At 61.8% G+C, this 23,318-nt stretch carries 15 protein-coding genes; 14 read left to right on the forward strand and 1 reads right to left on the reverse strand.

Features of this window, described 5'->3' with window-relative positions:
- The first annotated feature begins 439 nt into the window (after positions 1-439).
- The 6 genes from JO015_21625 to JO015_21650 are packed head-to-tail and all read left to right on the forward strand — an operon-like array spanning position 440 to position 5,785.
- Positions 440-2,296 (forward strand): DUF4157 domain-containing protein, encoded by a 1,857-nt coding sequence (locus JO015_21625; protein ID MBW0001705.1) that lies wholly within the window; start codon positions 440-442, stop codon positions 2,294-2,296.
- Positions 2,296-3,075 (forward strand): hypothetical protein, encoded by a 780-nt coding sequence (locus JO015_21630; GenBank protein MBW0001706.1) that lies wholly within the window; start codon positions 2,296-2,298, stop codon positions 3,073-3,075. The genes JO015_21625 and JO015_21630 overlap by 1 nt, the downstream gene beginning before the upstream one ends.
- On the forward strand, positions 3,072-3,737 hold the full coding sequence (locus JO015_21635; protein ID MBW0001707.1) for a hypothetical protein: 666 nt from the start codon (positions 3,072-3,074) through the stop codon (positions 3,735-3,737). Before JO015_21630 ends, JO015_21635 begins: the two co-directional genes overlap by 4 nt.
- Positions 3,734-4,102 carry a LysM peptidoglycan-binding domain-containing protein gene (locus JO015_21640; protein MBW0001708.1) on the forward strand — a complete coding sequence of 123 codons (369 nt, stop codon included), beginning with the start codon at positions 3,734-3,736 and terminating at the stop codon, positions 4,100-4,102. Before JO015_21635 ends, JO015_21640 begins: the two co-directional genes overlap by 4 nt.
- 19 nt (positions 4,103-4,121) lie before the next feature.
- Positions 4,122-5,237, forward strand: a complete 1,116-nt coding sequence (locus tag JO015_21645; GenBank protein MBW0001709.1) for a hypothetical protein — start codon at positions 4,122-4,124, stop codon at positions 5,235-5,237.
- Positions 5,234-5,785, forward strand: coding sequence for a baseplate assembly protein (locus JO015_21650; protein ID MBW0001710.1), 552 nt, complete (start codon positions 5,234-5,236; stop codon positions 5,783-5,785). Before JO015_21645 ends, JO015_21650 begins: the two co-directional genes overlap by 4 nt.
- A 140-nt stretch (positions 5,786-5,925) precedes the next feature.
- Here the strand turns inward: JO015_21650 and JO015_21655 are convergent, their stop codons facing one another.
- Positions 5,926-6,138: a hypothetical protein gene (locus JO015_21655; protein ID MBW0001711.1), complete on the reverse strand. Its 213-nt coding sequence runs from the start codon at positions 6,136-6,138 to the stop codon at positions 5,926-5,928.
- On the opposite strand from JO015_21655, the gene JO015_21660 reads away from it, so the two are divergent.
- From JO015_21660 to JO015_21695, 8 genes are all read left to right on the forward strand, one after another.
- Entirely contained in the window at positions 6,137-6,499 is a 363-nt protein-coding gene (locus tag JO015_21660) for a GPW/gp25 family protein (GenBank protein ID MBW0001712.1), read from the forward strand. The genes JO015_21655 and JO015_21660 overlap by 2 nt on opposite strands.
- On the forward strand, positions 6,496-9,870 hold the full coding sequence (locus tag JO015_21665) for a putative baseplate assembly protein (protein MBW0001713.1): 3,375 nt from the start codon (positions 6,496-6,498) through the stop codon (positions 9,868-9,870). Before JO015_21660 ends, JO015_21665 begins: the two co-directional genes overlap by 4 nt.
- Before the next feature lie 57 nt (positions 9,871-9,927).
- On the forward strand, positions 9,928-13,104 hold the full coding sequence (locus JO015_21670; GenBank protein MBW0001714.1) for a putative baseplate assembly protein: 3,177 nt from the start codon (positions 9,928-9,930) through the stop codon (positions 13,102-13,104).
- Positions 13,101-15,374, forward strand: a complete 2,274-nt coding sequence (locus JO015_21675; protein ID MBW0001715.1) for a hypothetical protein — start codon at positions 13,101-13,103, stop codon at positions 15,372-15,374. The genes JO015_21670 and JO015_21675 overlap by 4 nt, the downstream gene beginning before the upstream one ends.
- Before the next feature lie 15 nt (positions 15,375-15,389).
- Positions 15,390-18,710 (forward strand): choice-of-anchor D domain-containing protein, encoded by a 3,321-nt coding sequence (locus JO015_21680; protein ID MBW0001716.1) that lies wholly within the window; start codon positions 15,390-15,392, stop codon positions 18,708-18,710.
- 256 nt (positions 18,711-18,966) lie between these two features.
- Complete coding sequence (locus JO015_21685; protein MBW0001717.1) at positions 18,967-19,677, forward strand: hypothetical protein; 711 nt, start codon at positions 18,967-18,969, stop codon at positions 19,675-19,677.
- Entirely contained in the window at positions 19,668-20,669 is a 1,002-nt protein-coding gene (locus JO015_21690; GenBank protein ID MBW0001718.1) for a RimK domain-containing protein ATP-grasp, read from the forward strand. Before JO015_21685 ends, JO015_21690 begins: the two co-directional genes overlap by 10 nt.
- A 59-nt stretch (positions 20,670-20,728) precedes the next feature.
- Entirely contained in the window at positions 20,729-22,948 is a 2,220-nt protein-coding gene (locus JO015_21695) for a glycosyltransferase (GenBank protein MBW0001719.1), read from the forward strand.
- Positions 22,949-23,318: the final 370 nt, after the last annotated feature.

A 23,318-nucleotide genomic window follows, 5' to 3' on the forward strand; every position in this document is an offset into this window, starting at 1 on the left:
GCCGTATTACGTTGACCATCGACGAGCTTGTCCTGAAGGGGCTTGAACCGGCGGACCGAACGGCCCTGGTGGAGGGACTTCAAGCGGAGTTGTTCCGCGTTCTTTCCGACCCTGCTACGCGTACGCAATGGGCCCGACCGCACCGTACGCCGGTCCTGAGGATGGGACGGATGCCGCTGGAAGCCGGGCCTTCGGGAAGCAGAAAGTTTGGCTCCACCCTGGGCCGCTCTATTGGAAAGGGGTTAAAACCGTGAGCTACGCCCCATTCTGTAGGGAAAACGCCATGCAGGTCGCCAGGGCCCAATTGCCTCCGAAAACCACGGCCAACAACCTGCAGATCGGCAAACCGAACGATGCTTTCGAGCAGGAAGCCGAGCGCATTGCTGATCAGGTGATGGCCAGTAGCGCTCCCGGCGAGGGCGGTTGGCCTCGTTCCAAGATGAATGTTGGCGCGCCTCTGCACCGTGAGAGCGAGCGCGAGCGCGGCGGGGTGGGCGAGTGCGAGGGGTGCAAGGCCAAAACCAACCTGCAGCGCAGACCCTCCGCCCTGAATGTCGCTGGCCACGCCCCGTCCATTGTGCACGACGTTTTGAGATCCGCGGGAAGGCCGCTTGACAAGGCCACTCGAAGCTTTTTCGAGCCGCGCTTCGGACACGATTTCAGCCGGGTCCGCATTCACGCGAATGCAAAGGCCGCTGAGTCCGCGAATGCCGTGGGCGCCCTGGCCTATACGGTCGGGGAAGACGTCGTTCTGGCCACCACGCAGCACAATCCGCAGACCTACCCGGAAAAGCACCTGCTCGCGCACGAATTGGCGCACGTGGTTCAACAACGCAACCCGCACGATGATCACCCTCAAGATGCCGAGTTTGCAACCCGCACCGCTGATTCCCGAGGCGCCCCGGGGCAGCGCGCGGGTGTTCACGGAAGGGCTCCGATCGGCATCCAGCGTCAGTCGCTGGACGACGCCTGGAAGTATGTCCAAAGCGGCGGCGCCCAGACGGCTGCGCAAGGAACAGCCCCCGGGTCTGCGAACAACACCGCCGCCATCATCGCCGCCCAAGGCACTCCGCTGACGAAATCCGTGGAGATGACGCACTGGAGCTCGGAGGAGGAGAAGCAGCGTTTCATCCAAGACTATATCCGCTATGCAAAAGAGCACGGCTTAAGTAAGCAATACGCCGATGCGATCGCCGCCTATCCGGATGCCGGTCCGGCCGCCGCAAAAGAGCCGGTAACCCAACCGGCAGCCAAAGGCGCTGCGCGACCATCGCAGCCGCATGTTCCGCCGGGCATCGCCAGCCTTCCAAAAATCCAGCGGCCAGTCGCTACGGTCCAGTTCCAACGACTGGGTTTCCTCGGTATGGGAGGTCTGATCACGGTCCGGCCGAACACCCCCAGTATTCAGTTCGGTCCCGATCCGACTGCCGGATACAATTTCGACACCTACCTGGTTAATATGGAAACCGGCAACCCGATTCCCGCCCAGTGGCTGGGAGGCACTCGCTACAGGGTGTTGATGGGCACGCCGGAGTGCCCGGGTTGTCACTTCGGCACTGGGATCGTCGTCGATCTACAGGGCGAACATCCCCTGTTCATATTGGGTAGCATGGCGTTGCAAGCGGCTCCGGTATTGATCGATTGGGCCGCAGCCAGGGCGGCGATGGCCGAACAAGAGACTGCCCTGCTGGCGAGAGGGGGCGGCAGAACGGGTGGTGGTCCACCGGGAGCTCCACCTAAACCCATACCAACACCCTCTGACATCGGGCCCGGCGGCAAATCGCTCAAATCAGCCGGAAGGACAACACCGGGAACGGGCGGAAATCAGCCCGCTTCAGCAAGAGCGCTGGCCCAGGGCGAGGCGCGGGCAGCGCCGGGGCCACCCTTACCCGCTCAGCAGCAGGAAATTGCCGATGCGCTCCTGGCGGAGCACCCCCGCCTCAATCCAGAGGTCGCGAAGGATGCCGCAAGGGGAGGAGCGAGCGCCGCCGGCAAAGGTGGCAGGGGCGCCGATGTTCCACTCCATAACGGCGGTGGGCGAGAGGTATCGGTTCACCAAACGGAGAGCCCGTTTACTGCGGATTCCGTCGGTGGTCATCTGCAAAAGGAAGCGATGCAAGCGGGTACTACCGAGATCTATCTGCAGATCAACTCAACCGGGGCTACCCGGCAAGGATTTCTGGAGATGGTTCCGCAGTTACGCAACGCCTACCTCGAATTACGCGGCAAGTTTGTGAAGATCTTTGGCCCTGACGGTAAAGTCTGGTGGAGCGGCACGTTCGGAGGGCCGAAGTGATGGGAAGTTATTTCTCCTTTAACCTGCGCCTTTTACCGGCTGAATTCCCAACCACGGCATTCCTTGGGTTGCGGTCACTTCCACATTTTGACCCCGCTTCCCTGGGTGCTGTTGAAGGTCACGAACAGGGTGACCATTGGTTTCTGTCGGGATACGCACTTGAAGATTTCGTGCGTCGATTCATCGAGCAGAGCCCGGCAAAACCGGCTTCGATTGAACTTGTGCCTGCCGGTAACCGTGCGAACGCGGCGTATTTGGAGAGTATCGCAAACGCGCTGCACGGCGGCGTGTCATGGGACCTGTCGCCCTTCGAACAGATCAGCGAATCTGATCGTATAACTTTCCTGGATGACGTTGCAATCGGAGAAACGGAGATTCAGAAATGTCTGGAGTGGTCGCAAAGTTATTCTGCGGCGGTGGCATACCTTTACGGAGCAATCACCCTAAGTACGTCAACCCAGGCGCGACCTGCGCTACCTTGGAAGCGTGCCTTCCGGGAGCTTATCGGGTCGAAGGAGATCGGCCCGCCGTTTGTGTTGCTCCGGGCCGGCCGCGCGCCACTTGCCACATCGCAGATGGAGGTGGCCGTGTTCAGTTCGTCGACGGTGTGGTTCGATAACGACAATCTCAGCCGGTTAGCCGCAATAGTTGAGGCGGTTATAACGCCGTTGCAGGGACGCATCAAACGTTCGTGGCTTACGCTTGAAGGTGGCGTGTTTAGAGAACGCGAGGGCGAGCTGACGACGGCGCTTTTGAGTTTGATGCGCGGATTCGCATGACATCCGGTTCTCCAATTTCCCCCCGCCTGGTCAAAGGCGGCATCGTCACGATGGACCCGGATACCGCTGCGGTCCAGAGCGTGATCGCGTTGCAGTACAACCCCGATTCGCTCTCGCGCACCCTCCAGATCCAGGCCGTTCAGGGCGGGCAGGGCGGCGTACGCGTGGACGCCCTCCGGCTCCGCGGCCCGGCGACTGAAACCATCAAGATAGAAGCCGAACTGGACGCCACGGACCAGCTCGAGTTCCCGAATCAAAATCCTACCATCGCGCAGTACGGGTTGCATCCTCAGTTAGCCCGGCTGGAGATGCTGGTTAACCCGACGGTCGAGACGCTGCTGGCCGACGATGCAATGGCCAACGCCGGCACACTGGAAATCATCCCGCTTGAACAGCCGCTCACCCTGTTTGTCTGGAGCAAGAGCCGGGTCGTACCGGTGCGTCTGACCGATTTCACTATCACCGAAGAGGCGTTTGACCCGAATCTAAATCCCATCCGGGCCAAGGTGAGCCTGGGGCTGCGAGTCTTGAACGTGGACGACCTGGGGTTTTCGCATCCCGGCGGCCGGATGTTCATGACCTACCTCAGTAATAAAGAGCAACTGGCGTCCCAGGCGCCCAACGTGGCGATCTCGGTTCTGGGTCTCGGAGGCCTGCCATGAATTATCCGCTTCAAGCCCTGCTCAAGTCGGGGGCGATCCCGGCGGTTGCGTTCCCGCCGAACAGCCGGTATTACGCATCCGCCACGCTCTCATTCACGGCTCCGGATGGACAAACCTTCACTTATCTGGCTCGGCGCGTGGTGCCCCGGCCCGGCGCTCCAAATTACTCCACGGTCGCCACGCATACGGTGAAACAGGGAGACCGGCTGGACCTTCTGGCCGCTAAATACCTGGGCGATCCGCTGCTCTTCTGGCTGCTCTGTGACGCCAACGGCGGGATTCGCCCCGACCAACTGGTCGAGACCCCGGGAGCGACCTTGAACATCACCATGCCGCAGGGGGTACCCGGTGCCGCAAACGCTTAAGAGCGTCGAGTTGACGTTGATGATGGGCCCGTTCATTCCCTTAACTGTGCCGAGGGCGGTGTTGGACGCCCTCGCCGAAGTTCAGGTGACGGTGACTGACGTCGGCACCAGCGGGTTCCAACTCACGTTCAGTGTCGAGAAACGGTCGCCGCTGCAGATTCTCTTTTTGCTGACCGGCGGCTCGCCTATCCTTTTCATGCGGGTGGTGTTGGTGGCAACCGTGAACGGCGTGGCGAATGTGCTCATCGACGGGGTCATCACGAATAACCACATCGCGCCGGGCGACAAGGGCTCCAACTCCACCCTGACCCTGACCGGCGAGGATCTGACCGCCCTGATGAACCAGTCGGACTGGAGCGGGTTTCCGTTCCCGGCCTGCCCGGCAGAGGCCCGGGTGGCCCTCCTGCTGGCGAAGTATGCGGTGTTCGGCATCGTGCCCTTGATCATCCCGAGCATCATGGTGTACGAACCCCTGCCGATCGACATCATCCCCAGCCAGAAAGGCACGGACCTGCAATACATCCGCAGCCTGGCCGATGACGTAGGCTACGTTTTCTACCTCGACCCGGGACCCTTGCCCGGAATAAGCAAGGCCTATTGGGGACCCCAGATCAAGGACGGTCCGGTTCAGCCCGCCTTGAACATCGACATGGACGCCTATACCAACGTAGACAGCCTCCGCTTCAACTTTGATCAGCAGCAGAACAAAATTCCAACGGTGTTCATCTACAATCAGGAGACCGGAATCATTTTCCCGATCCCGATTCCGCCGATTACGCCATTGAATCCGCCGCTGGGACTCATTCCTCCATTGCCCGCGAATATCCTGGGCGATCTGACGCCTGTTCGGGACGATCTATCTAAGCGACCCATTCCCGAGGCGCTCCTGATCGGCCTGGCAGCTTCCTCCCGGTGGTACGAAGCCGTAACCGGAGAAGGTACCCTGGATGTGACGCGTTACGGCGGCATCTTGAAAGCGAGGCAACTGGTCGGTGTGCGCGGCGCGGGACCGGCTTTTGACGGTTTGTATTACGTCAAGAGCGTGACGCACAAGATCAAGCGGGGAGAATACAAGCAGGATTTCAAGCTTAGCCGGAACGGCCTGGTCTCAACCGTTTCAACGGTGCCTCCATGAGCGCTCATTCTACCACCCCGGGAGCTAACCCCACGCGGTATTACGGGAAGTACCGCGGGACGGTTATCGAAAACGTCGACCCTCAACAACTCGGCCGGATTATCGCCGAGGTACCGGATGTGTTGGGGCTGACGCCTTCCAGTTGGGCCATGCCCTGCGTACCGGCGGCGGGGATCCAGGCCGGCTGCTTCGTCGTGCCACCGCTCGGATCTCAGGTCTGGATCGAATTCGAGCAAGGAAATCCCGACTACCCGATCTGGACGGGAGGCTTCTGGGGGCTGATCGCGGATGTGCCTGCGTTTGCAGTCGTGCCGCCGGCAATTCCGCCCGGGCAGAATATTCTGCTCCAGACCACCGGGCAGAACATGCTCCTGGTGAGTGATGCGGCCCCGACCCCCGTTACGGGCGGCATCGTGCTCAAGAGCGCGACCGGGGCCATGATCGTGGTGAACGACTCCGGTATTTATATCAGCAACGGGCAAGGCGCCACCATTACCCTGGCCGGACCGGCCGTGGATATCAACCTCGGCGCGCTGACCGTCATTTAGATTGGACAAATTCTCATGCCCGCCCCGATTCTGCACATGGGCGCGACGGTACTCTGCGCGCATGGAGGACAAGCGATCCCGGCAGTTCCCAGCCTGCGGGTGACTGTCTCGGGCATGCCTATCGCCACTGTCGCCGCTCCCTATGAAATCGCGGGATGCGCTTTCGTTCCGCCGGCAGGTAACGGTCCATGCGTGACCGCCCAGTGGACCGTTGGCGCGCTGCGCGTGACCTCCGAAGGCCAGCCCGTCGCGATCGTCAGCGGAACGGCAACCTGCACGCCGACGGGTACCCCACTATTGCCGGCGTCATCCCAGACGCGCGCCGTCGCAACCTGACCAGGATCGGCAGCCATGAATCTTGATTTTCCCTATGCATTCGACGGCCGCGGGCGCACCCGGGAATCCTCGCCGCAGGACTACATTACCCGGCTGGTCGAGCAAGTGCTCTTCACGAGTCCCGGCGAGCGGGTCAATCTGCCGGATTTCGGCAGCGGGTTGCTCCAGCTTCCATTTGCTCCTAACAGCCAGGAGATGATTGCCGCAACTCAGTTTGCGGTGCAGGGAGCCCTCCAGAAATGGCTCAGCGGGTATCTGAGGGTCCAGTCGGTGACGGCCGCGGCCCAGGATGCCGTCCTCACGGTTACCGTCACCTACACGCCGCTCGGCACCGACGTGACTCAGGTCCAGACGTTTACTTACGGAGGTAACGCGTGATTTACCGGTGCTGCGTGGAGAACCGGAAGGCGGCGGTGCTGGCGAACCCTGCCTTGAACGGCATCGACTACCTTGAGGTGCTGGATAGTGAAGCCATCCCCTTGGGAAGCCCGAGGCAGCAAACCCTCCTGGTGCATTGCCTCAATCCGCTGATGCCGGCAAACTGGACGACGGACAACGTGCTCATCGAGGGAGGCGAAAGCATCACCGATATCACTCTGGATTGGGTGCAGCCGGCCTTGGCTGGGTCGCCGCCCCAGGTTCAGGCCACCGGCCAGGAACAAAACTTCTTCGCCTCCCTGCCGGATGCGACCAAGGTGTTGGTTGTCCGCACCCACACCGCGGGGGATTTTTCCGCCTACCGCCTGCGCCTGGTGAACTCGGCGGTGCGGGCGGCCCAGGATCCATTTGAGGTCACCGAAGCGCTCGCCGGGTTCGATCCGGAACTGGCTGAGGTGAGCTTTTCATTCAAGGTGGAATGCGGGCCGGATTTCGACTGCGCCCCGCCGGGGCCCGGTTGTTCGCCGCCAACGGTCGCACCGCCTCAGATCAACTACCTGGCGAAGGACTACGGCAGCTTCCGCACGGTTATCCTTGACCGGCTCAACCAGCTTTTACCCGCCTGGACCGGCACCAGTGAAGCCGACCCGGGCGTGGCGCTCGCCGAACTGATCGCCTACCGGGCCGATCACCTGAGCTACCAGCAGGACGCGATCGCCACCGAAGCCTACATCGAGACCGCGCGCAGCCGGGTGTCGCTGAGGCGCCATGCGCGATTGGTGGACTACCATGTGCACGACGGCTGCAACGCTCGGACCTGGATTCAACTAACGGTCGCGGCCAACCCCGGAGAACCCGTCTTCCTGGACCGCACACTTACCCGCTTCTACACCTATGCGCCCGGGATGCCTCCGATCCTGGCCGTTGGCGACGGTACTGAGGAAGCGGCCCTGTTGAGCGGCGTCCAGGTCTTTCAGCCCATGCAGGATGCGCTCTTGTATGCGGCCCACAACCGGATGTTCTTTTATACCTGGGGCAACACGGAATGCTGCCTCCCGCAAGGGGCGGTGGAAGCGACCCTCAACGGCTCGTATCCGAATCTGCGGCCCGGCGACGTGTTGGTCTTTCAGGAGGTCGTCGGGCCCCAAACGGGAAATGCCGCGGACGCCGACCTCCGCCACCGTTGTGCGGTCAGGCTGACCCATGTGGCCACCGTGGACGCCAATGGCCGGCCGCTTGTTGACCCGCTCTTCGACCCGAGCGGAGCGCCTGTTTCGAATCCCGCGACTCAGAAGCCCGCCCCGGTTACCGAGCTTCAGTGGGCGCAGGATGATGCCCTTCCGTTCCCGGTTTGTATATCCTCCATCTACCTGGATTCCAGCGGGACCATGCACGCCGTAGCCAATGTGAGCGTGGCCTTCGGCAATGTGGTGTTGGCCGACCACGGCGTGTCCATCGCGGGGACGAGCCTCGGACAGGTGCCGGCGCCCCGGCTCCACCTGCCGCGCAACCCGGCCACGGATCGCTGCCAGCCTGCCCTGCCCATCGCGCTGCCGGTGCGTTTTCGCCCGGCGATCCCGGATCGCCCCCTGACCCACGCTGTTCCCCAGCCTCTGGCCGGCGTCCCGGCCACGCCGGGAGTTACCCTCCTGGACGGGACGGGTACAGCCACATTGACGGACGCAAACGGCTTCATCTGCCTCACAGCCCGAGCGTCCGATCCGGCCGGTTGGCCGCAGTTCTTCGGAGTGGCGGTGCAGCAGAACCAAACGACCCCGGCGAATTTCGATCTTTCGGTGGTTTACCCGCTGCCGGCGGGAGCTGCCGCCGCACCGATACAGACCGTCGCCCTGGAACGTTTCACCAACCTTTCATTGAAGGCTGCAGACGCGAACTATGTCGCCGCGAAAATTAACTCTCTCTCGAGGTTAATCCGGGTTCCTCCCGGCTACAGCCCGCCTGCGACCCCTCCGTCGGGTTTCCCGGCAACGCTCACCATGCTCACTGCCCCCGGCACGATTAACCTGCAGGATCTCAGCAGCCCGCCGATCACATACCTGACCTTGCAAGCCGCCAACCCGGCGAACTGGCCGCAGTCTTTCGGCGTTTTGGCCCAGGCGATCGATCAACCGCCCTCCAATGAGAACGAGGGCCCCTCGGCATACAACCTCGCCTTTGTTTACTATCCGGCGTCGGGCGGAGTAGGCGTCACCCTTCCGGTTACCGTCGAACAATTTCAGGGCCTGTCATCGGCCGGCCTTACCAGCCAACTGCATTCCAGGCTGTTCACCGTGAACAGCTTTGCCGGAGCCCCCGACCTCCGCCTGCCTGCTGCTGACCTCATCCAATTCGACCCGGCCAAGGCAGTTCCCCAAATCACCCTGGACGGCACTTTTGATGGCACCACAACCCGCTGGCATCCGGAGCATGACCTCTTGGGAAGCGCCGGATCGGATCGAGCCTTCGTGGTGGAGATCGAGTCAGACGGCACCGCTAACCTGCGGTTTGCGACGCCTCCCGATCCGGGTTCGGCCTCGGCGGAAACCAATGGCATGGTACCCGAACCAGGGACGGCGTTTGTCGCCGAGTACCGGATCGGCAACGGCACCGGTGGGAACGTCGGGGCGGAGAGTCTGGTTTACCTGGCCGCCGTTGACGCCCGGATTCGATCCTGCACCAACCCGCTGCCCGCCAGAGGAGGCACCGACCCGGAGACCGGGGACCAGATTCGCCGGCGGGCTCCGCAGGCTTTTCTCTCCCAGAGCCCGAGCGCACTGCTGCGGTCGGTGACGACGGCGGATTACGAGGCGGCCGCAGCAACCAACCCTCAGGTGGACCAAGCCGTGGCTTCGCTGCGCTGGACGGGAAGTTGGTACTCGGTTTTTATCGCGGTCGAACCCGGTGGGGGCGGCAATTTGACCGACACCCTTCAGAAGAGTCTGGAAACGACGGTGGAACGTTACCGGTTGGCCGGCCAGGACCTGAAACTGGAATCGCCCCAGTACCTCTCGCTCGAGATCGAACTCCAGGTTTGCGTCGACCCGAGTTATTTTCGTGCCGACGTTGAGAAATCCTTGCTGCAGGTCCTCGGCAACGGGATTTTGCCTAACGGCCAAAAGGGATTTTTCTACCCTGACAACTTCACCTTCGGAAAGACCGTTTACCTCAGCCCGGTGTACGCCGCGGCCCGATCCGTGCCCGGCGTGATTTCGGTCGCGGCTACCAAATTTCAACCTCAGGGGGTGAATACCGCCCGGTACCTGAACGCGGGGCAAATCAAGATGGGATCTCTGCAAGTGGCCCGGTTGGACAACGACCCCAGTCACCCCGGCCACGGTAAGTTGACGTTGATCGTGCAGGGCGGGAAATGAACGTTCGGCTCATGCCCGCCACTGCCTGATGCCCGGTTTTTGCAAACAGGTGAGCTTATGACTACCACGGGAACATCCGGGTCCGACTGCGGCTGTTGCAGCGGAGCAAGCGTGCAAACGCCGCAGCCGCGAAGCAATTTGCCCGGGCTTTCTTCACTGTCCTACCGGGCCGGTACCTGGGCCAGCTTCAAGGAATCCATGCTGGCCCGGCTTTCGAGTTCTGATTATCCTGCGCTTGCGGCCCTGAAAACAAGGGATGACACCGATTTTACCATCGCCTGCCTGGATGCTGCCGCCGTCGTGCTGGATATTTTAGCTTTTTATCAGGAACGCCTGGCCAATGAGAGCTACCTCCGCACGGCGGGCCAGCTACGATCTCTGACCGAATTATCCCGTCTGATCGGCTACCATCCGTCACCCGGCGTATCGGCTTCAACCTACCTGGCGTTTACCCTGAAGGCTGCACCGGGTCAAGCCCCGGATCCTTCCGCCTCCGCCATCACGATACCGAAAGGAACGCAGGTACAAAGCGTCCCTGCTCAGGGGCAAAGCCCGCAGAGTTTCGAGACGTCCGCCGACATCCCGGCCAAACCCGACTGGAATGCCTTGCCCGTGCAGGCGACCCGGCCGTGGCAACCTCACCTCGGAGATGTCGCGGTCTACCTGCAAGGCACCAGCACGCAACTGCATCCCGGCGACCTGATCCTGATCGTGGGCGACGAAAGGTTGCAAGCCACTGAAAACAACAATTGGGATGTCCGCGTGGTGACGACGGTTAGTCCGGATCCTGCCAACCATCGCACCTACGTCACGTGGCGTGAGGGGTTGGGATACGCTCCGGGCCGCATCGAGCCCGCACAGAAACATCCGAGGTTTTACGCCTTCAGACAGCGCGCCTCGTTGTTCGGGTACAACGCCCTGAACCCGCTGATGCTCGCCAAAGACACCGTTGGAATTCTCCGGAGTACTCCGGGCGCGATCGAAGCCGGTCCTAACCCTCCAGTTCCTCACAGCGGTGCTGCCGGAGCTGGATATAAAGTCGGTGACCTGGTAACGGTCACCGGAGGCGGCGGCACTGGCATCCTGCAGGTCCAGTCGGTGAATAGCACTACCGGAGCGGTAACCGGAACGCTGGCTGTTAACCAGCCTGGCTCTGGTTACACCACGACTACCGGCGTTCCAACCAGCGGGGGGAGCGGTACGGGACTGCAAGTCGACGTCGTGGCCAGCAGCCTCTTGAATCGCTCGAATGCCGACTGGAATTTTACACCGCCCGGCGGCCAGTTGGTTGACCTGGATGCGGCTTACTCCAAACTTGCACCCGGGGGATGGATCGTCCTGAACGTGCCGGACCGGCCGGCTGCCGGGTCTCCCTCTGGTCTGCTGGCGCTTTATCAGATCCGATCCGCGACGGTAATCGGCCGATCGGATTATGCATTAAGCGCCCGGATCAGCCGGGTAGCAACCGACTCCGACGCCGGCCTGAGCGCTTTTTACGGTGCAACGCGCCAGGCGTCGGTGCTCGCCCAGGCCGAGGAACTCACGGTGGCCGAGCAGCCCCTGGACCATCCCCTGTACGGCACGCTCCTCGACCTGGAAGATCTGCGCCCGGACCTCCTGGGTGCAACGATCGTCACCGTGTCCGGCAGCAGCCAGAAGATCTCCGCGAATGCGGGAGTCGCCGGGCTTGAATTCGTTCCCGATGACGGCTCTACGCCCGTTCCGCTGAATCCGGGGAACACCTTCACGTTGATCGACCCTGCACCGCTGCCCTTGAACCTCAACGGATCCGTTCCTTCCTGGAAGGTTTCAACCGCCCCGGTCACGCTCAAGGCAGCAGACGCGAACGGGCGGACCGGCACGCTGCAGGGGACAGGCGGCGCCCGGTTTTCGCTTGGCCAATTCTCCCTGGCGCCTGCCGGCACCGATGATCCGGGAGTCAGCGAGTATGCATTCGTCTCATCGGTAGTCGAACAATCGGTGCCCGGCGCCGGCCGTTCCTACACCCAGATTCGACTGAAGTCGGCGCTGGCTCATTGCTACGATCGTGCCGTCACCGCGGTGAATGCCAACGTGGCCCTGGCCACGCATGGCCGGTCGGTGACCGAGATCCTCGGCAGCGGCAGCGCCGGCACGCCCAACCAGACTTTTACCTTGAAGCAGTCGCCGCTCACGTACGTGCAGGCACCGACGCCGACGGGACGGCAGAGCACGCTGCAGGTGCTGGTGAACGGCGTCGCCTGGTCGGAAGTGCCCGGCCTCTATGGGGCAGGTTCCTCACAGCGGGTTTTCGCCACCCTGACCCAGTCCGACGGCACGACCGATGTCCTCTTCGGCGATGCGGTGGAAGGCGCAACCCTGCCGACGGGCCAGAACAACGTCCAGGCGAATTACCGGATCGGCTCGGGTTCGTCGGGAAACGTCGGGACCAACACGCTGACTACCTTGATCGATCGGCCCCTTGGAGTAAGCGGCGTTTCCAATCCCGAACCTGCCACGGGCGGACAGGATGCGCAGTCGGTTGACGATATTCGTGCCAGCGCACCCCTGACGGTCCTCACGCTGGGGCGAGCGGTGTCGCTCGCGGATTACGAGAACTATGCGAGCACCTTTGCCGGAATTGCCAAGGCGCATGCAGTCTGGATTCCCAGCGGGCCGGGCCAGGGAGTGTTCCTGACCGTGGCCGGAGTCAACGGTGCCGCGCTCCCGCCCGGCAGCCCAACGCTCAGCAACCTGGTCGCATCGCTCCGCAACTATGGCAATCCGCTCACCCCCATTTCGGTCCGGTCTTTTGTGGAAACGCTCTTTGGTTTGTCGGCGGACGTACGTTACGACCCGGCCTTCAATCAACCCGCGGTCCAGGCCCGGATTTTGCAAACGCTGTCGCAAGCGTTCGGGTTTACGAAGCGAAGTTTCGGCCAGGGCGTTTCGACGGATGAGATCTCAAGCGTCATCCAGAATGTTCCCGGCGTCGTCGCGGTCAACGTTAAACAGATCAATGTCGTGGCCAGCAGCACCGCGGGAGATTTGGCCGGCTTGTCCAACGGCTTTTCTATCTCGGCCTGGAATAACTGGATGGCGCAACAACTCACGGTGCCCCGATCCTCGGCGACATCCGCGAGCCGCATCCCGGTCTACCTGCCGGCCGTCACCAACCAATCTTTACCGCTGCCTGCGGAGATTCTGGTCCTGGATCCGGATCCTGCGTCGCTGGTGTTGGGGGTGATGTCATGAGCAGCCAGACGCTCTTTGACCTTCTGCCCGCCGTGTACCGGCTCAGGGACGCCCAACTGGTGCAATCCCGGAACCTGTTGAGCGCGGCTGAAACCGCGCAACTGCGGGCGTTGCAGGCGCCGGCAGGACCATTGTCGACGACTGAACAGGAACAGTTAAACCAGCTCACGGCGAAAGCCGCGCGCGGGCCTCTCCAATCGTTGCTCATGCTGATCGAGGAACAACTCGCGGTGATGGCGTATGACCTCGAGCAGCTTTATGACGATCAATTCATCGAAACCTGTGCCTCGTGGGTTATTCCCTATATCGGGGACCTGATAGGCTACCGGCCGGTCAACGGTGTGGCACCCGCGGTTGCCAGCCCCCGCGCAGAGGTAGCCAACACCATTTCTTTTCGGCGTCGAAAAGGCACCGTCCTCGTGCTGGAGCAATTGGCGCGAGACGTGACCGGGTGGGGCGCACACGCTGTCGAGTTTTTTGAGCGGCTGGCAGTGACCCAATACGCGAAACATGTCCGGCTGCATAGCCGTTACACGCCCGATTTGCGCAATTGGCAGGTACGCAGCTACATGGATACGGCGTTCGACGTCGCCGCCCACTGGGCCGACGTTCATCGCATCGCGGTGGAGCGGGGCCGATACAACCTCCGCAATGTCGGCATCTTCATCTGGTCGCTGAACGCCTACCCTCTGACGAAGATCCCGGCTACCGCCGTCGACGCCGGCGGCCGGTTTTTCCGTTTCAGCCCGTTGGGGGCGGATTCGCCTCTCTTTAACAACCCGGTCTCCCAAGGATCCGATATCACGGCGGCTTCCCAGCCGGTGAACGTGCCGGACCGGCTGCGGCGGCGCGTCTTGTGCCGGGACCTCCAAACCGGAGTCGGGACGGTCTATTACGGCGAAGGAAACAGCCTGGCTTTGTATCTCAACCACACCCTCCTGAACCCGTACCAGATCCGGGTTTGCAACCTCTCCGGCAACGACGGGAACTGGGCTAACGTACCACCGGCGGAAAGCCCGTATGCCGCTTGCGTTGATCCGGAACTGGGCCGGATCGCCCTCCGGGATGCGGTCCAACCGCCTCCAGCGGCCGGGTCCGCGACGCCGCAACTGCAGGCCTCATTTTACTACGGTTTCAACGCCGCCATGGGCGCCGGGGAATACCCCCGGTCTGATAGTTTCACCGTCGGGACGGAAGCGTTGGTTTTTCAGTTTCCCGACCGGTCCGGTGCGCCTCGTTATCAGAACCTGCAGGATGCTCTGGATTTCGCCGCCGGCAGTCTGACCGGGAACGGGCGGGCGGCGGTCGAAATCACCGACAGCGGGATCTACCTGCTGGCCGGTGCTCCCGCACTCACTGTCACCGTGCCGGCCGCCGCAACCATTGAGCTCAGGGCGGCCGACGGGTGCCGCCCGACCCTGATCTTGAGCGGCGAAATCGTGGTCGTCGGAGATACGGCGAGCACCTTTAACCTGAATGGACTGATGATCGTCTATGCGCCGCCTTCACCGGGGGGAGGATTTCCTCCAGCCTTACTTCACGTCTTTGGCGGCGCCAACCAGCTGGGCAACCTCGGACTGACCCACTGCACGCTCGTTCCCGGGTGGGCCCTGACACCCGCCGGGCAGCCTCAGCCGCTCTATGCCGGGAGGCCCGCCTTGCTCGCAGAATCGTCGGGGCTGCAAATCACCGTTCAAAAATCCGTCGTCGGCGGATTGTGGGTCGACGCAGGCTCCGCGGCCAGTCTCTCTGACAGCATCGTGGATGCAGGCGCCCCAACCGGCGTCGCCTACGCGGGCGTCGACGGGGCGAGCGGCGGAGGCCATCTCACGCTCCAGAGCTGCACGGTCATAGGGAAGGTCCACGCCACGCTGTTTCCCTTGGTCTCCGGCAGCATCCTCTGGGCCGGACTTGCCGCCGGTGATAGTTGGACCGCACCCGTTCTCGCCGACCGCAAACAACAGGGTTGTGCACGCTTCAGCTATCTTCCGGCCGGCTCGGTCGTGCCCCGGCAGTTCGAATGCGTGGAGCAGGGGACACAGGGGACCGGTGGATCCTTGCCGATCTTTTACTCTTTGCGCTACGGCGACCCCGGGTATGCGAAGCTCTCGCCGTCTACCCCCGACTCCATCCGCCGGGGAGCGGACGACGGGGGGGAAATGGGCGCGTTCCACTTTGTGCTCGCCCCCCTCCGCGAAAATGATCTGCGGGTGCGGCTGCCGGAATATCTGCCCGTCGGCCTGGAGTTCGGAATTTTTTATCAAACTTGATTAAGGAAGTCCGCCATGGGTTTCGATAACAGCCGTTTCACTTTCAATCCTTGGAACGATTATTTCGGCGTCGTGATGCAGCAGGGGCGCGTCCAGCTCGATTCGGACTGGAACGAGTGGCTCGCCGAATTCGTCCGGCGCATTCACGCTGGAACTCTGGACATCCTCGGTCTGGCCGGCGTGCCGTCCACCACCCCTTACGGATTCAAGATCAACGCTTACCACGACACCGCCGGGAATCATCTCACGATCGGCACGGGACGAATGTACGTCGACGGAATTCTGGTCGAGAACCACGGACCGGTAACTCTGGCGCAGTGGAATCCCGCGCTTGCAGAGTGGTCGACGACCTCGCCCGGGGCTGCGGAGATCGACATTGACTACACTGACCAGCCTTACCTTCCCGGAGCTACCATCCCCGGGAACGGCCCTTTTCTCGTCTACCTGGACGTGTGGCAAAGGGAGGTGAGCTATCTCGAAGACGTGAGCCTGGTGGATAAGGCGGTCGGGGTTGAGACCACCGGACGCCTCCAGACGGTCTGGCAAGTCAAACTGCTCGACATCAGCGGCGTGGGAGGCGTGGACTGCTCCACGCCGGACTCGCAGATCCAGTCAGTGATCACCGGGGGGACTTTGATTCAGCCCTCCGCAAGTCTGCTCACTACCGGGGTTGTGCCCTCGGCGTCCGCGGGGCCGTGTGCCCTCAGCCCGGTTCCCGGCTACACCGGCCTGGAAAATCAGCTTTATCGACTGGAGATTCACCAAGGCGGAAGTACGACGTCAACTCCGCCGCCAACCTTCAAATGGTCGCGCGAAGATGCGTCCGTCGCCACCTTGGTTACCGCCATCTCCACCGTCACCAACTCAGCAGGCGTCCCGGCCAGTCAGCTCACGGTTCAAAGCCTGGGCCGCGACCAGGTGCTGGGGTTCAACCCCGGTGATTGGATCGAAATCGTTGATGACTACCTGGAGCTGAACCCTCCGGCCTCGAACGGCCAAGCTCAGCCCGGAGAATTACACCGCATTGATAGCATCAATGCGGCGGCCAATACCGTCACGTTGGACTTCACGGTCTCGTCGGCAAGTTTCCCCGTCATCAATACCAACCAAACCATCCCGAGCCGCCACACCCGCATCCGTCGCTGGGACCAGGCAGGCGCGGTCTATCAGAGCGACGGTGCAACCGTCTGGATCGACCTGGACTCCTTTGGAAGTACCGGTATTCCTGTGCCACCTGCCGATACGGCCGTCATCCTGGAAAATGGAATTACGGTGGCTTTCGAAGGAAGCTCATTCCGGACCGGCGATTTCTGGCTTTTCGCCGCCCGCACCGCGGACGGATCGGTGGAGATCCTCAACCAACCCGCTGCCGCCCAGACCCAACCGGCTGCCTCCCCCTGGAACGCGGCAACGGCGTACGCTCCAGGGCAAGTCGTGACCCGCAGTGGAACCTACTATATCTGCCTGGTGGCTAACACCGGCAACGCGCCGCCGAATGCGGCGTTCTGGGCTCCCCAGACCTCGCCTTTTGGCATCCATCACCACTACCGCCGTCTGGGAATCGTCGACTTCACGGCAACGCCCCCGAAAGTCAGCGATTGCCGCCGGGTTTTCCAGCCCTTGGCGAATCCGGGCATTCATGTCACAAGTATTCTCCTCGGCAGTAGTCCGCTCCTGAACGATAGCACGGTTACGGTCCAAGCCTTGGCTAACGGGATCAGCGTGGTCTTCGATACCGCGGTGGATCCTGCCATCATCACCCAGCCCACCGCGTCGAATTGCCCCATTTGCTTTGTGGCCGCCGACCTTCCCGTCCCGGCTGCCTCAGGGGGAGGTTTTAATCGTTTCATCCTCTCCGCAAGCGTCACGGTGGCTTCCGGCGCTATTAACTGGAAGCCGGCCCCGGCCGCCATCACGGCGCTGGTAAATCAGATCGCCGCGGGGAGCCCACCGTTATTGGCTCGACTGACGTTGAAGGGTAATTCCATCTGGGCGCACGGCGATCGGAACGTCTATCTGAATGGATCGGCCCTGGGCGTGCTAAATACTACGGGTGGCAGCCCGCAAAGCAACTTGCAGCTGCCCAGCGGCGACGGCCGGCGTTCCGCTGACTTTGAGACGTGGTTCTGGCTCATCTCCCAACCGCCGGTTACCTTGTCGGCCAGTACCGTCAGTTTCATCAACCCACAGATGGTCGGCTCGCCGGTCGCCGCGGCGCCCATTACCTTGACCAATAATAGCGGAAGTCCACTAACCTTCCCCGGCACCGGCATCAGCATCACCGGCGCTAACTCGGGAGATTTCAAGGTGACGAACACTTGCGGCCCCACGGTGGCCCCGGGAGCCAGTTGCACGCTCACCGTTACGTTCACGCCCACGGCTACGGGCACTCGAACCGCGCAACTCAGCGTCATGGTCAGCGCCCAGCCTACTCCGCTCCTGGTTACGCTGACCGGTACCGGTATCCAACCGCTGGTTAATGTGTCCACCAACAACCTGAGTTTCCCGGCCCAAACCGTGGGCACGACCAGTGCGCCGCAGCCCGTAATCCTGAGCAATCCCGGCACTTCGCAACTCACGATCTCCAGCCTCGCCGTCGAGGGGGCCGACTATACCTTGACCAGCACGTGCGGTGGAAACCTGCAACCTGGCCAGCAATGCACGATCAACGTTCAATTTGCACCGACCGCCGCTGGAACTCGAACCGGCGACGTGCAGATTCTGACCAATGCCGGTAACGTCTTGATACAACTGACGGGTACGGCGATCGCGGCGGTACCGGGGGCGAGTGTGTCCTCTACCAGCCTGGACTTTGGAGTGGTCTTGACCACCTCGAGCAGTTCGAAGACCGTGACGTTGACGAGCACCGGAAACACTCAGCTAACCATCACCGGTATCGGGATAACCGGCAGCAACGCCGGCAGCTTTTCGCAAAGCAACACCTGCGGCGGGGCCCTGCAGCCCAGCCAGCAATGCACCATCACCGTTACATTTGCACCGGCCGTGACCGGACCGTTGTCCGCCCAATTACAGATCACCACCAACGCCGGAACGTTTACGGTCGCGCTAACCGGGACCGGTCGGCCACCAAAGAGCGAAACCAAGGATACCAAGGACGGTAAGGACCGCAAGGACAACAAGGAGGATCAGGACAAGCATGGCCACATCGAGAAGATCCAGTTGGAAAAGATCCAAGTGGGAACTGAGAGGCCGCTGGCTCAAAGGTTCTCGTCCCCGCCGGAAACTTCAGGCGAGGCAGAGGCAGGCGGCGAAAGCGCGATGAAGAGCGCATTTATCAGCCCTGAAGAGCGTCCCAAGGTTGGCCCTCAAGGGTAAGGTAATACCATTCAAACAGTCATTCCGGTAGAATATCGGCTCAGAGGAGGCACCGGATGATGCTTTGCACCTTGTTGAATCGGCCTTACACCATTCAAACAGTCATCTTGGTGGAACCCCGGGCTAAGCTCTGCCGGCCCGTTGGGCCTAAGACAAGATTTCTAACTCGATGGCCATCGAAAGGGTATAAGGTCCCTTGGCGTCGATCCTTCGAAGACAACAAGCCGCATAGGAGTGCACGGAGAGGCCGTTTTCCATGATTATCATCCTGGCCAGCCGGTGGGACCAAACTTCCCGGGCCGTCGCCTCGCGTTGGGCGCCACTTGACGTTCGAATCCTGACCGCTCGGGATCTTTCGATCGTGGGTTGGCGCCAGCAGCAAAGCGCTCCGGACGGTGACACCGCGGTTGCCGAACGGAAGTTGGTACCGCACGAAAAGATTACCGGAGTGTTAACCCTCCTGCCTTGCGTCTTCGAGGAGGAACTTACGGAAATAGTTCCCGAGGACCGCGGGTACGTCGCGTCTGAAATGACCGCCTTTCTATTATTCTGGCTCTCGCGACTTAGGTGCCCGGTACTTAACCGGCCGACGCCGGCGTGCCTCTCGGGGCCCTATTGGCGACGGGAGAAATGGGTCCGGATCGCTGCTCAGGCCGGAATCCCGGTGGAACCGGTACACCGGCATTCGTCTCCGCCCGATTGCCCTTCGGAGGAAGGAGCGCTCCCGCTTTCCACCACCATGACCGTGATCGGAGATCGCGTTTTCGGCGAGGGCGAACCCGCCTTGCAAGGCTATGCGCTGCATCTCGCGCGCCTGGCTCAGGTCGAGTTGCTGGCGGTGCGTTTCTCCGGTCCCGAGCGTGGGGCATATTTTGTCAGGGCTGACGTGCTCCCCGATCTCTCGCACGCAGGGATGGCGGACGCAGTGCTTGAACTCATCCGGAGCGGACAGAAGGGATGGGCGTGACTTCCAGCGATACGATTCTGCTCTGGGGTCTTCCGGCGGACTCTCCGATCGCGACCGTGCGGGACGCGCTCAGAAGGGCAGGCCGCCGGGTGACCTTCCTCGACCAACGGGCCGTCCGGGATATCGAGGTAGAACTGACCGTTGGGAGCGGGGTGGAAGGCCTGCTCCGTGCAGGCGGCGAGACGTTCGATCTGGCCGGGGTGAAGGCCATGTACCTGCGTCCCCAAGACTCACGCAAACTGCCGGACGTCGCCGGTGCCGGTGAGAATAGCGATCTCTGGCGGCACGCTCTGGCCGTGGAAGATATCCTGCTTTCATGGTCCGACCTTACGCCCGCCCTGGTCCTGAACCGGCCGGGCGATATGGCGGCCAATAGCTCCAAACCCTATCAGGCATCGTGGATCGAGTCCCTTGGTTTCCTCATACCCGACACCTTGATTACCACCGACCCCGGCCTTGCCCTGGCATTCTGGCGGCAACACGGTCAGGTGGTTTACAAATCAGTCAGCGGGATTCGCAGCATCGTGTCACGCCTGACGGCGGAACACAGGCGGCGGTTTGACCGGATCGCCTCGTGTCCAACCCAGTTCCAGCAGTACGTTTCCGGCACAGAATACCGGGTGCACGTCGTCGGGGACGAAGTGTTTGCCTGTAGAATCGTCTCGGACGCGGATGACTATCGCTATGCGACCGGACCGGTCGAGATGCAGGCTTGCCGTCTGCCGGACGAGGTCGAGGCCCGATGCAAAACGCTGGCAGACTCGATGAACCTCTTGCTGGCGGGTGTCGACCTCCGGTGCACGCCGGAAGGCGCGTGGTATTGTTTTGAGGTTAATCCCTCCCCGGCGTTCACCTGTTTTGAGAGAGAGACCGGGCAGCCTATCACCGAAGCGGTGGCTGACCTCCTGGCGTCCGGCTACCGGAATTCTCCGCGTATACTGAACAATTCGATGCTCTTTGGAGAGCACAAAGCCGGCTTGACGGTGACGTAGGTTCGGGATCGGTGCGGGTAACCCCCGGCCCCACAACCTTACGACGCCGGATTCGCGCTATGCAAGGACTGCGCAATATCTTTGCTTGCCTCGTGCACGAAAGCCAGGAGTGCATCATTGACCTGGTGCAGAACCTGAATGCGCTCGACCCTGCCTCCGGGGTGCTGCTGTATAACGGCAGCGCCGATCCAGGGCTGCTGAAGCAGGGTTTCCCGTTCGCCCGCTACGGGGTGCAGTTACATCCATCGCCGCGCCCGCTGTCCTGGGGACGCTTGCACGAGTTCGCCCTGGATTGCATCGAGTTCGCCCTCGGAACCGGTGGCTTTGACATCCTTACAATCGTGGATTCCGACCAATTGTGCACGCGCCCGGGATACTCGAATTACATGGCCCGTTTTCTCGATGGCCGGAGCCGGGTCGGCGTCCTGGGCAATTCTCCTGGGGTTCAACGCGCCTGCGATGCGGCCGGCCCGGCAGTTGCGGCGCATCAGGAGATTGAACTCTGGCGCCCGTTTCTGCAGCGGTTTCCTGACGGCGAACGAAAATTTGTGCACTGGTCATTCTGGCCGTCAACCGTATTCACCAGCGAGGCGGCTCGCGATCTCGTCAGTTTCTTCCGTAACGATCCGCAGTTGCGCCAAATTATGGCGCAGACCAGGATCTGGGCTTCGGAGGAGGTTATCCTCCCGACGTTGGCTGCGCTTCTGGGTTACGAAGTTGCGCCGAATCCATGCAGTTATGATTACGTCCGTTACCGTGTGCCTTACTCTTTGACAGACGCCGACAACGCGCTCAGCCGGCCTGACGTCTTCTGGATGCATCCTGTTCCCCGTCAGTACCGTGACCCGTTGCGAGCACACCTGCGGCACAAATATAACCATTATGATCGTACCGGGCATACCGGGCAGAAAAGAGCCGGCGTGCATCTTGATAGCCCGGAACCACAACCCATTTTGCTTACCCTGCCGATCCTGGCGCGCATGAGGGCGATCGAAGGATGGCTGGTTGACGACGAGGCTGACCTGCTGATCGGTGCGCTTTGCCGGGCCGTTGGCACCCTGAAAGACACGCGCGCAATCGTCGAGGTCGGCAGTTACTGCGGCCGCTCAACCGTCGTCCTGGCCAGCGTGCTTCAATCCCTGCAAATGCGGCACGCCAAGGTCTATGCCATCGATCCGCACGACGGGAAGCTCGGCGCGCTGGACCAGGGACTCAAGCAGCTCGCGCCGAGCATGGAAAAGTTCCAGCGTAACATCGCCGGCGCCGGCCTGTCTGCATTTGTCCACGGGATTCGCGGTTGTTCCGTCGAAGTTGAATGGGACAAACCGGTTTGCTTTCTTTTGATCGACGGGCTTCACGATTACCTGAACGTGGCGCGTGATTTCCATCACTTCGAGCCGTGGTTAGCTTCCGGCGGTTACGTCGCGTTTCACGACTATGCGCACTATTACCCCGGCGTGGTGACGTTCGTAAATGGGCTCCTCGCCGGCGGTAGCTACCGAAAGGTAGCCTGCGCCGCAAGCCTGATCGTCCTGCAGAAAAGCGGTGATGCGCAACGGCTAAAAAGCTCCCGGGCCGAGCCGCTGGTCTCGTGCATCATGCCGACAGCCAACCGGCGCGCGTTCGTGCCCAACGCGATTCGATTTTTTCTGCGCCAGGATTATGTAAACCGTGAGCTGATCATCGTGGACGATGGGTCCGACCCGGTTTCTGACCTGATCCCGAACGACCCGCGCATTCGTTATATCCGCACGGAGGAGCGCCGCACCATGGGCGCCAAACATAACCTGGCATGCGAGCATGCGCGGGGCGAGATCATCGTGCACTGGGATGATGACGACTGGTATTCGGAATGGCGTCTTTCCTACCAGGTTACGGAGCTCCTTAAACATCCACCGATGACCCTCACCGGGCTTTCCCGCCTCCTCTTTTACTCTCCAAACGACCATCGCGCCTGGGAATACGTCTACCCAAACCTGCAGCGTCCATGGGTCTGCGGGAGCACCTTCTGTTACCGAAAGGAGTTCTGGGTCCGGCATCGGTTTCCTGACCAGAACGAAGGCGCCGACACGGTATTTGTCTGGGGGCTGACCGATGCCGGCGTGGTGTCGCTCCCTAACCATCGCTGGCTGGTGGGGATTGTTCATTCCGGCAACACGAGCCCGAAACGAACCGGCGATCCCGCCTGGCATCCGTTGCCCCCGGACGACGTTCGCAAATTACTGGGTTCGGACCTCCCGCTCTACGAGACGCCGGCCGTGCCCCTGGGCTATCCATGAAAAAAGCCACGTCCGTCAAGCCGCCGCCGGTTTCATACCCGCCGGAGATTCCGGACACCGGAGAGCGACGCTGCGTCCCGGGAATCCACCTGCAGAACGGCGCCAGGGGAGCCGAACCGATATTGGCGTCCTGAAACGAGCCCGAGAGCGGTTAAAGCGGTCTTACCGACGTATTGGAACGTGACCCCGGCCTGTTCAACCAACGACGGAGCATTGGCCGCCACCTTCACCGGAGCATTTGCCGGCCGGACGGAAACCGCCGGGGTGCTCACCTGTTGCCTTCTTTGTCCGCAGCATGCCATCTTTTCTATCCTCGCGTGGGCCGCCTGCGAATCGCATGAGCCCCGGGGGAGGCTCGGCGTTGCACCGG

The sequence above is a fragment of the Verrucomicrobiota bacterium genome (assembly GCA_019247695.1).
Classification (GTDB): Bacteria; Verrucomicrobiota; Verrucomicrobiia; order Chthoniobacterales; family JAFAMB01; genus JAFBAP01.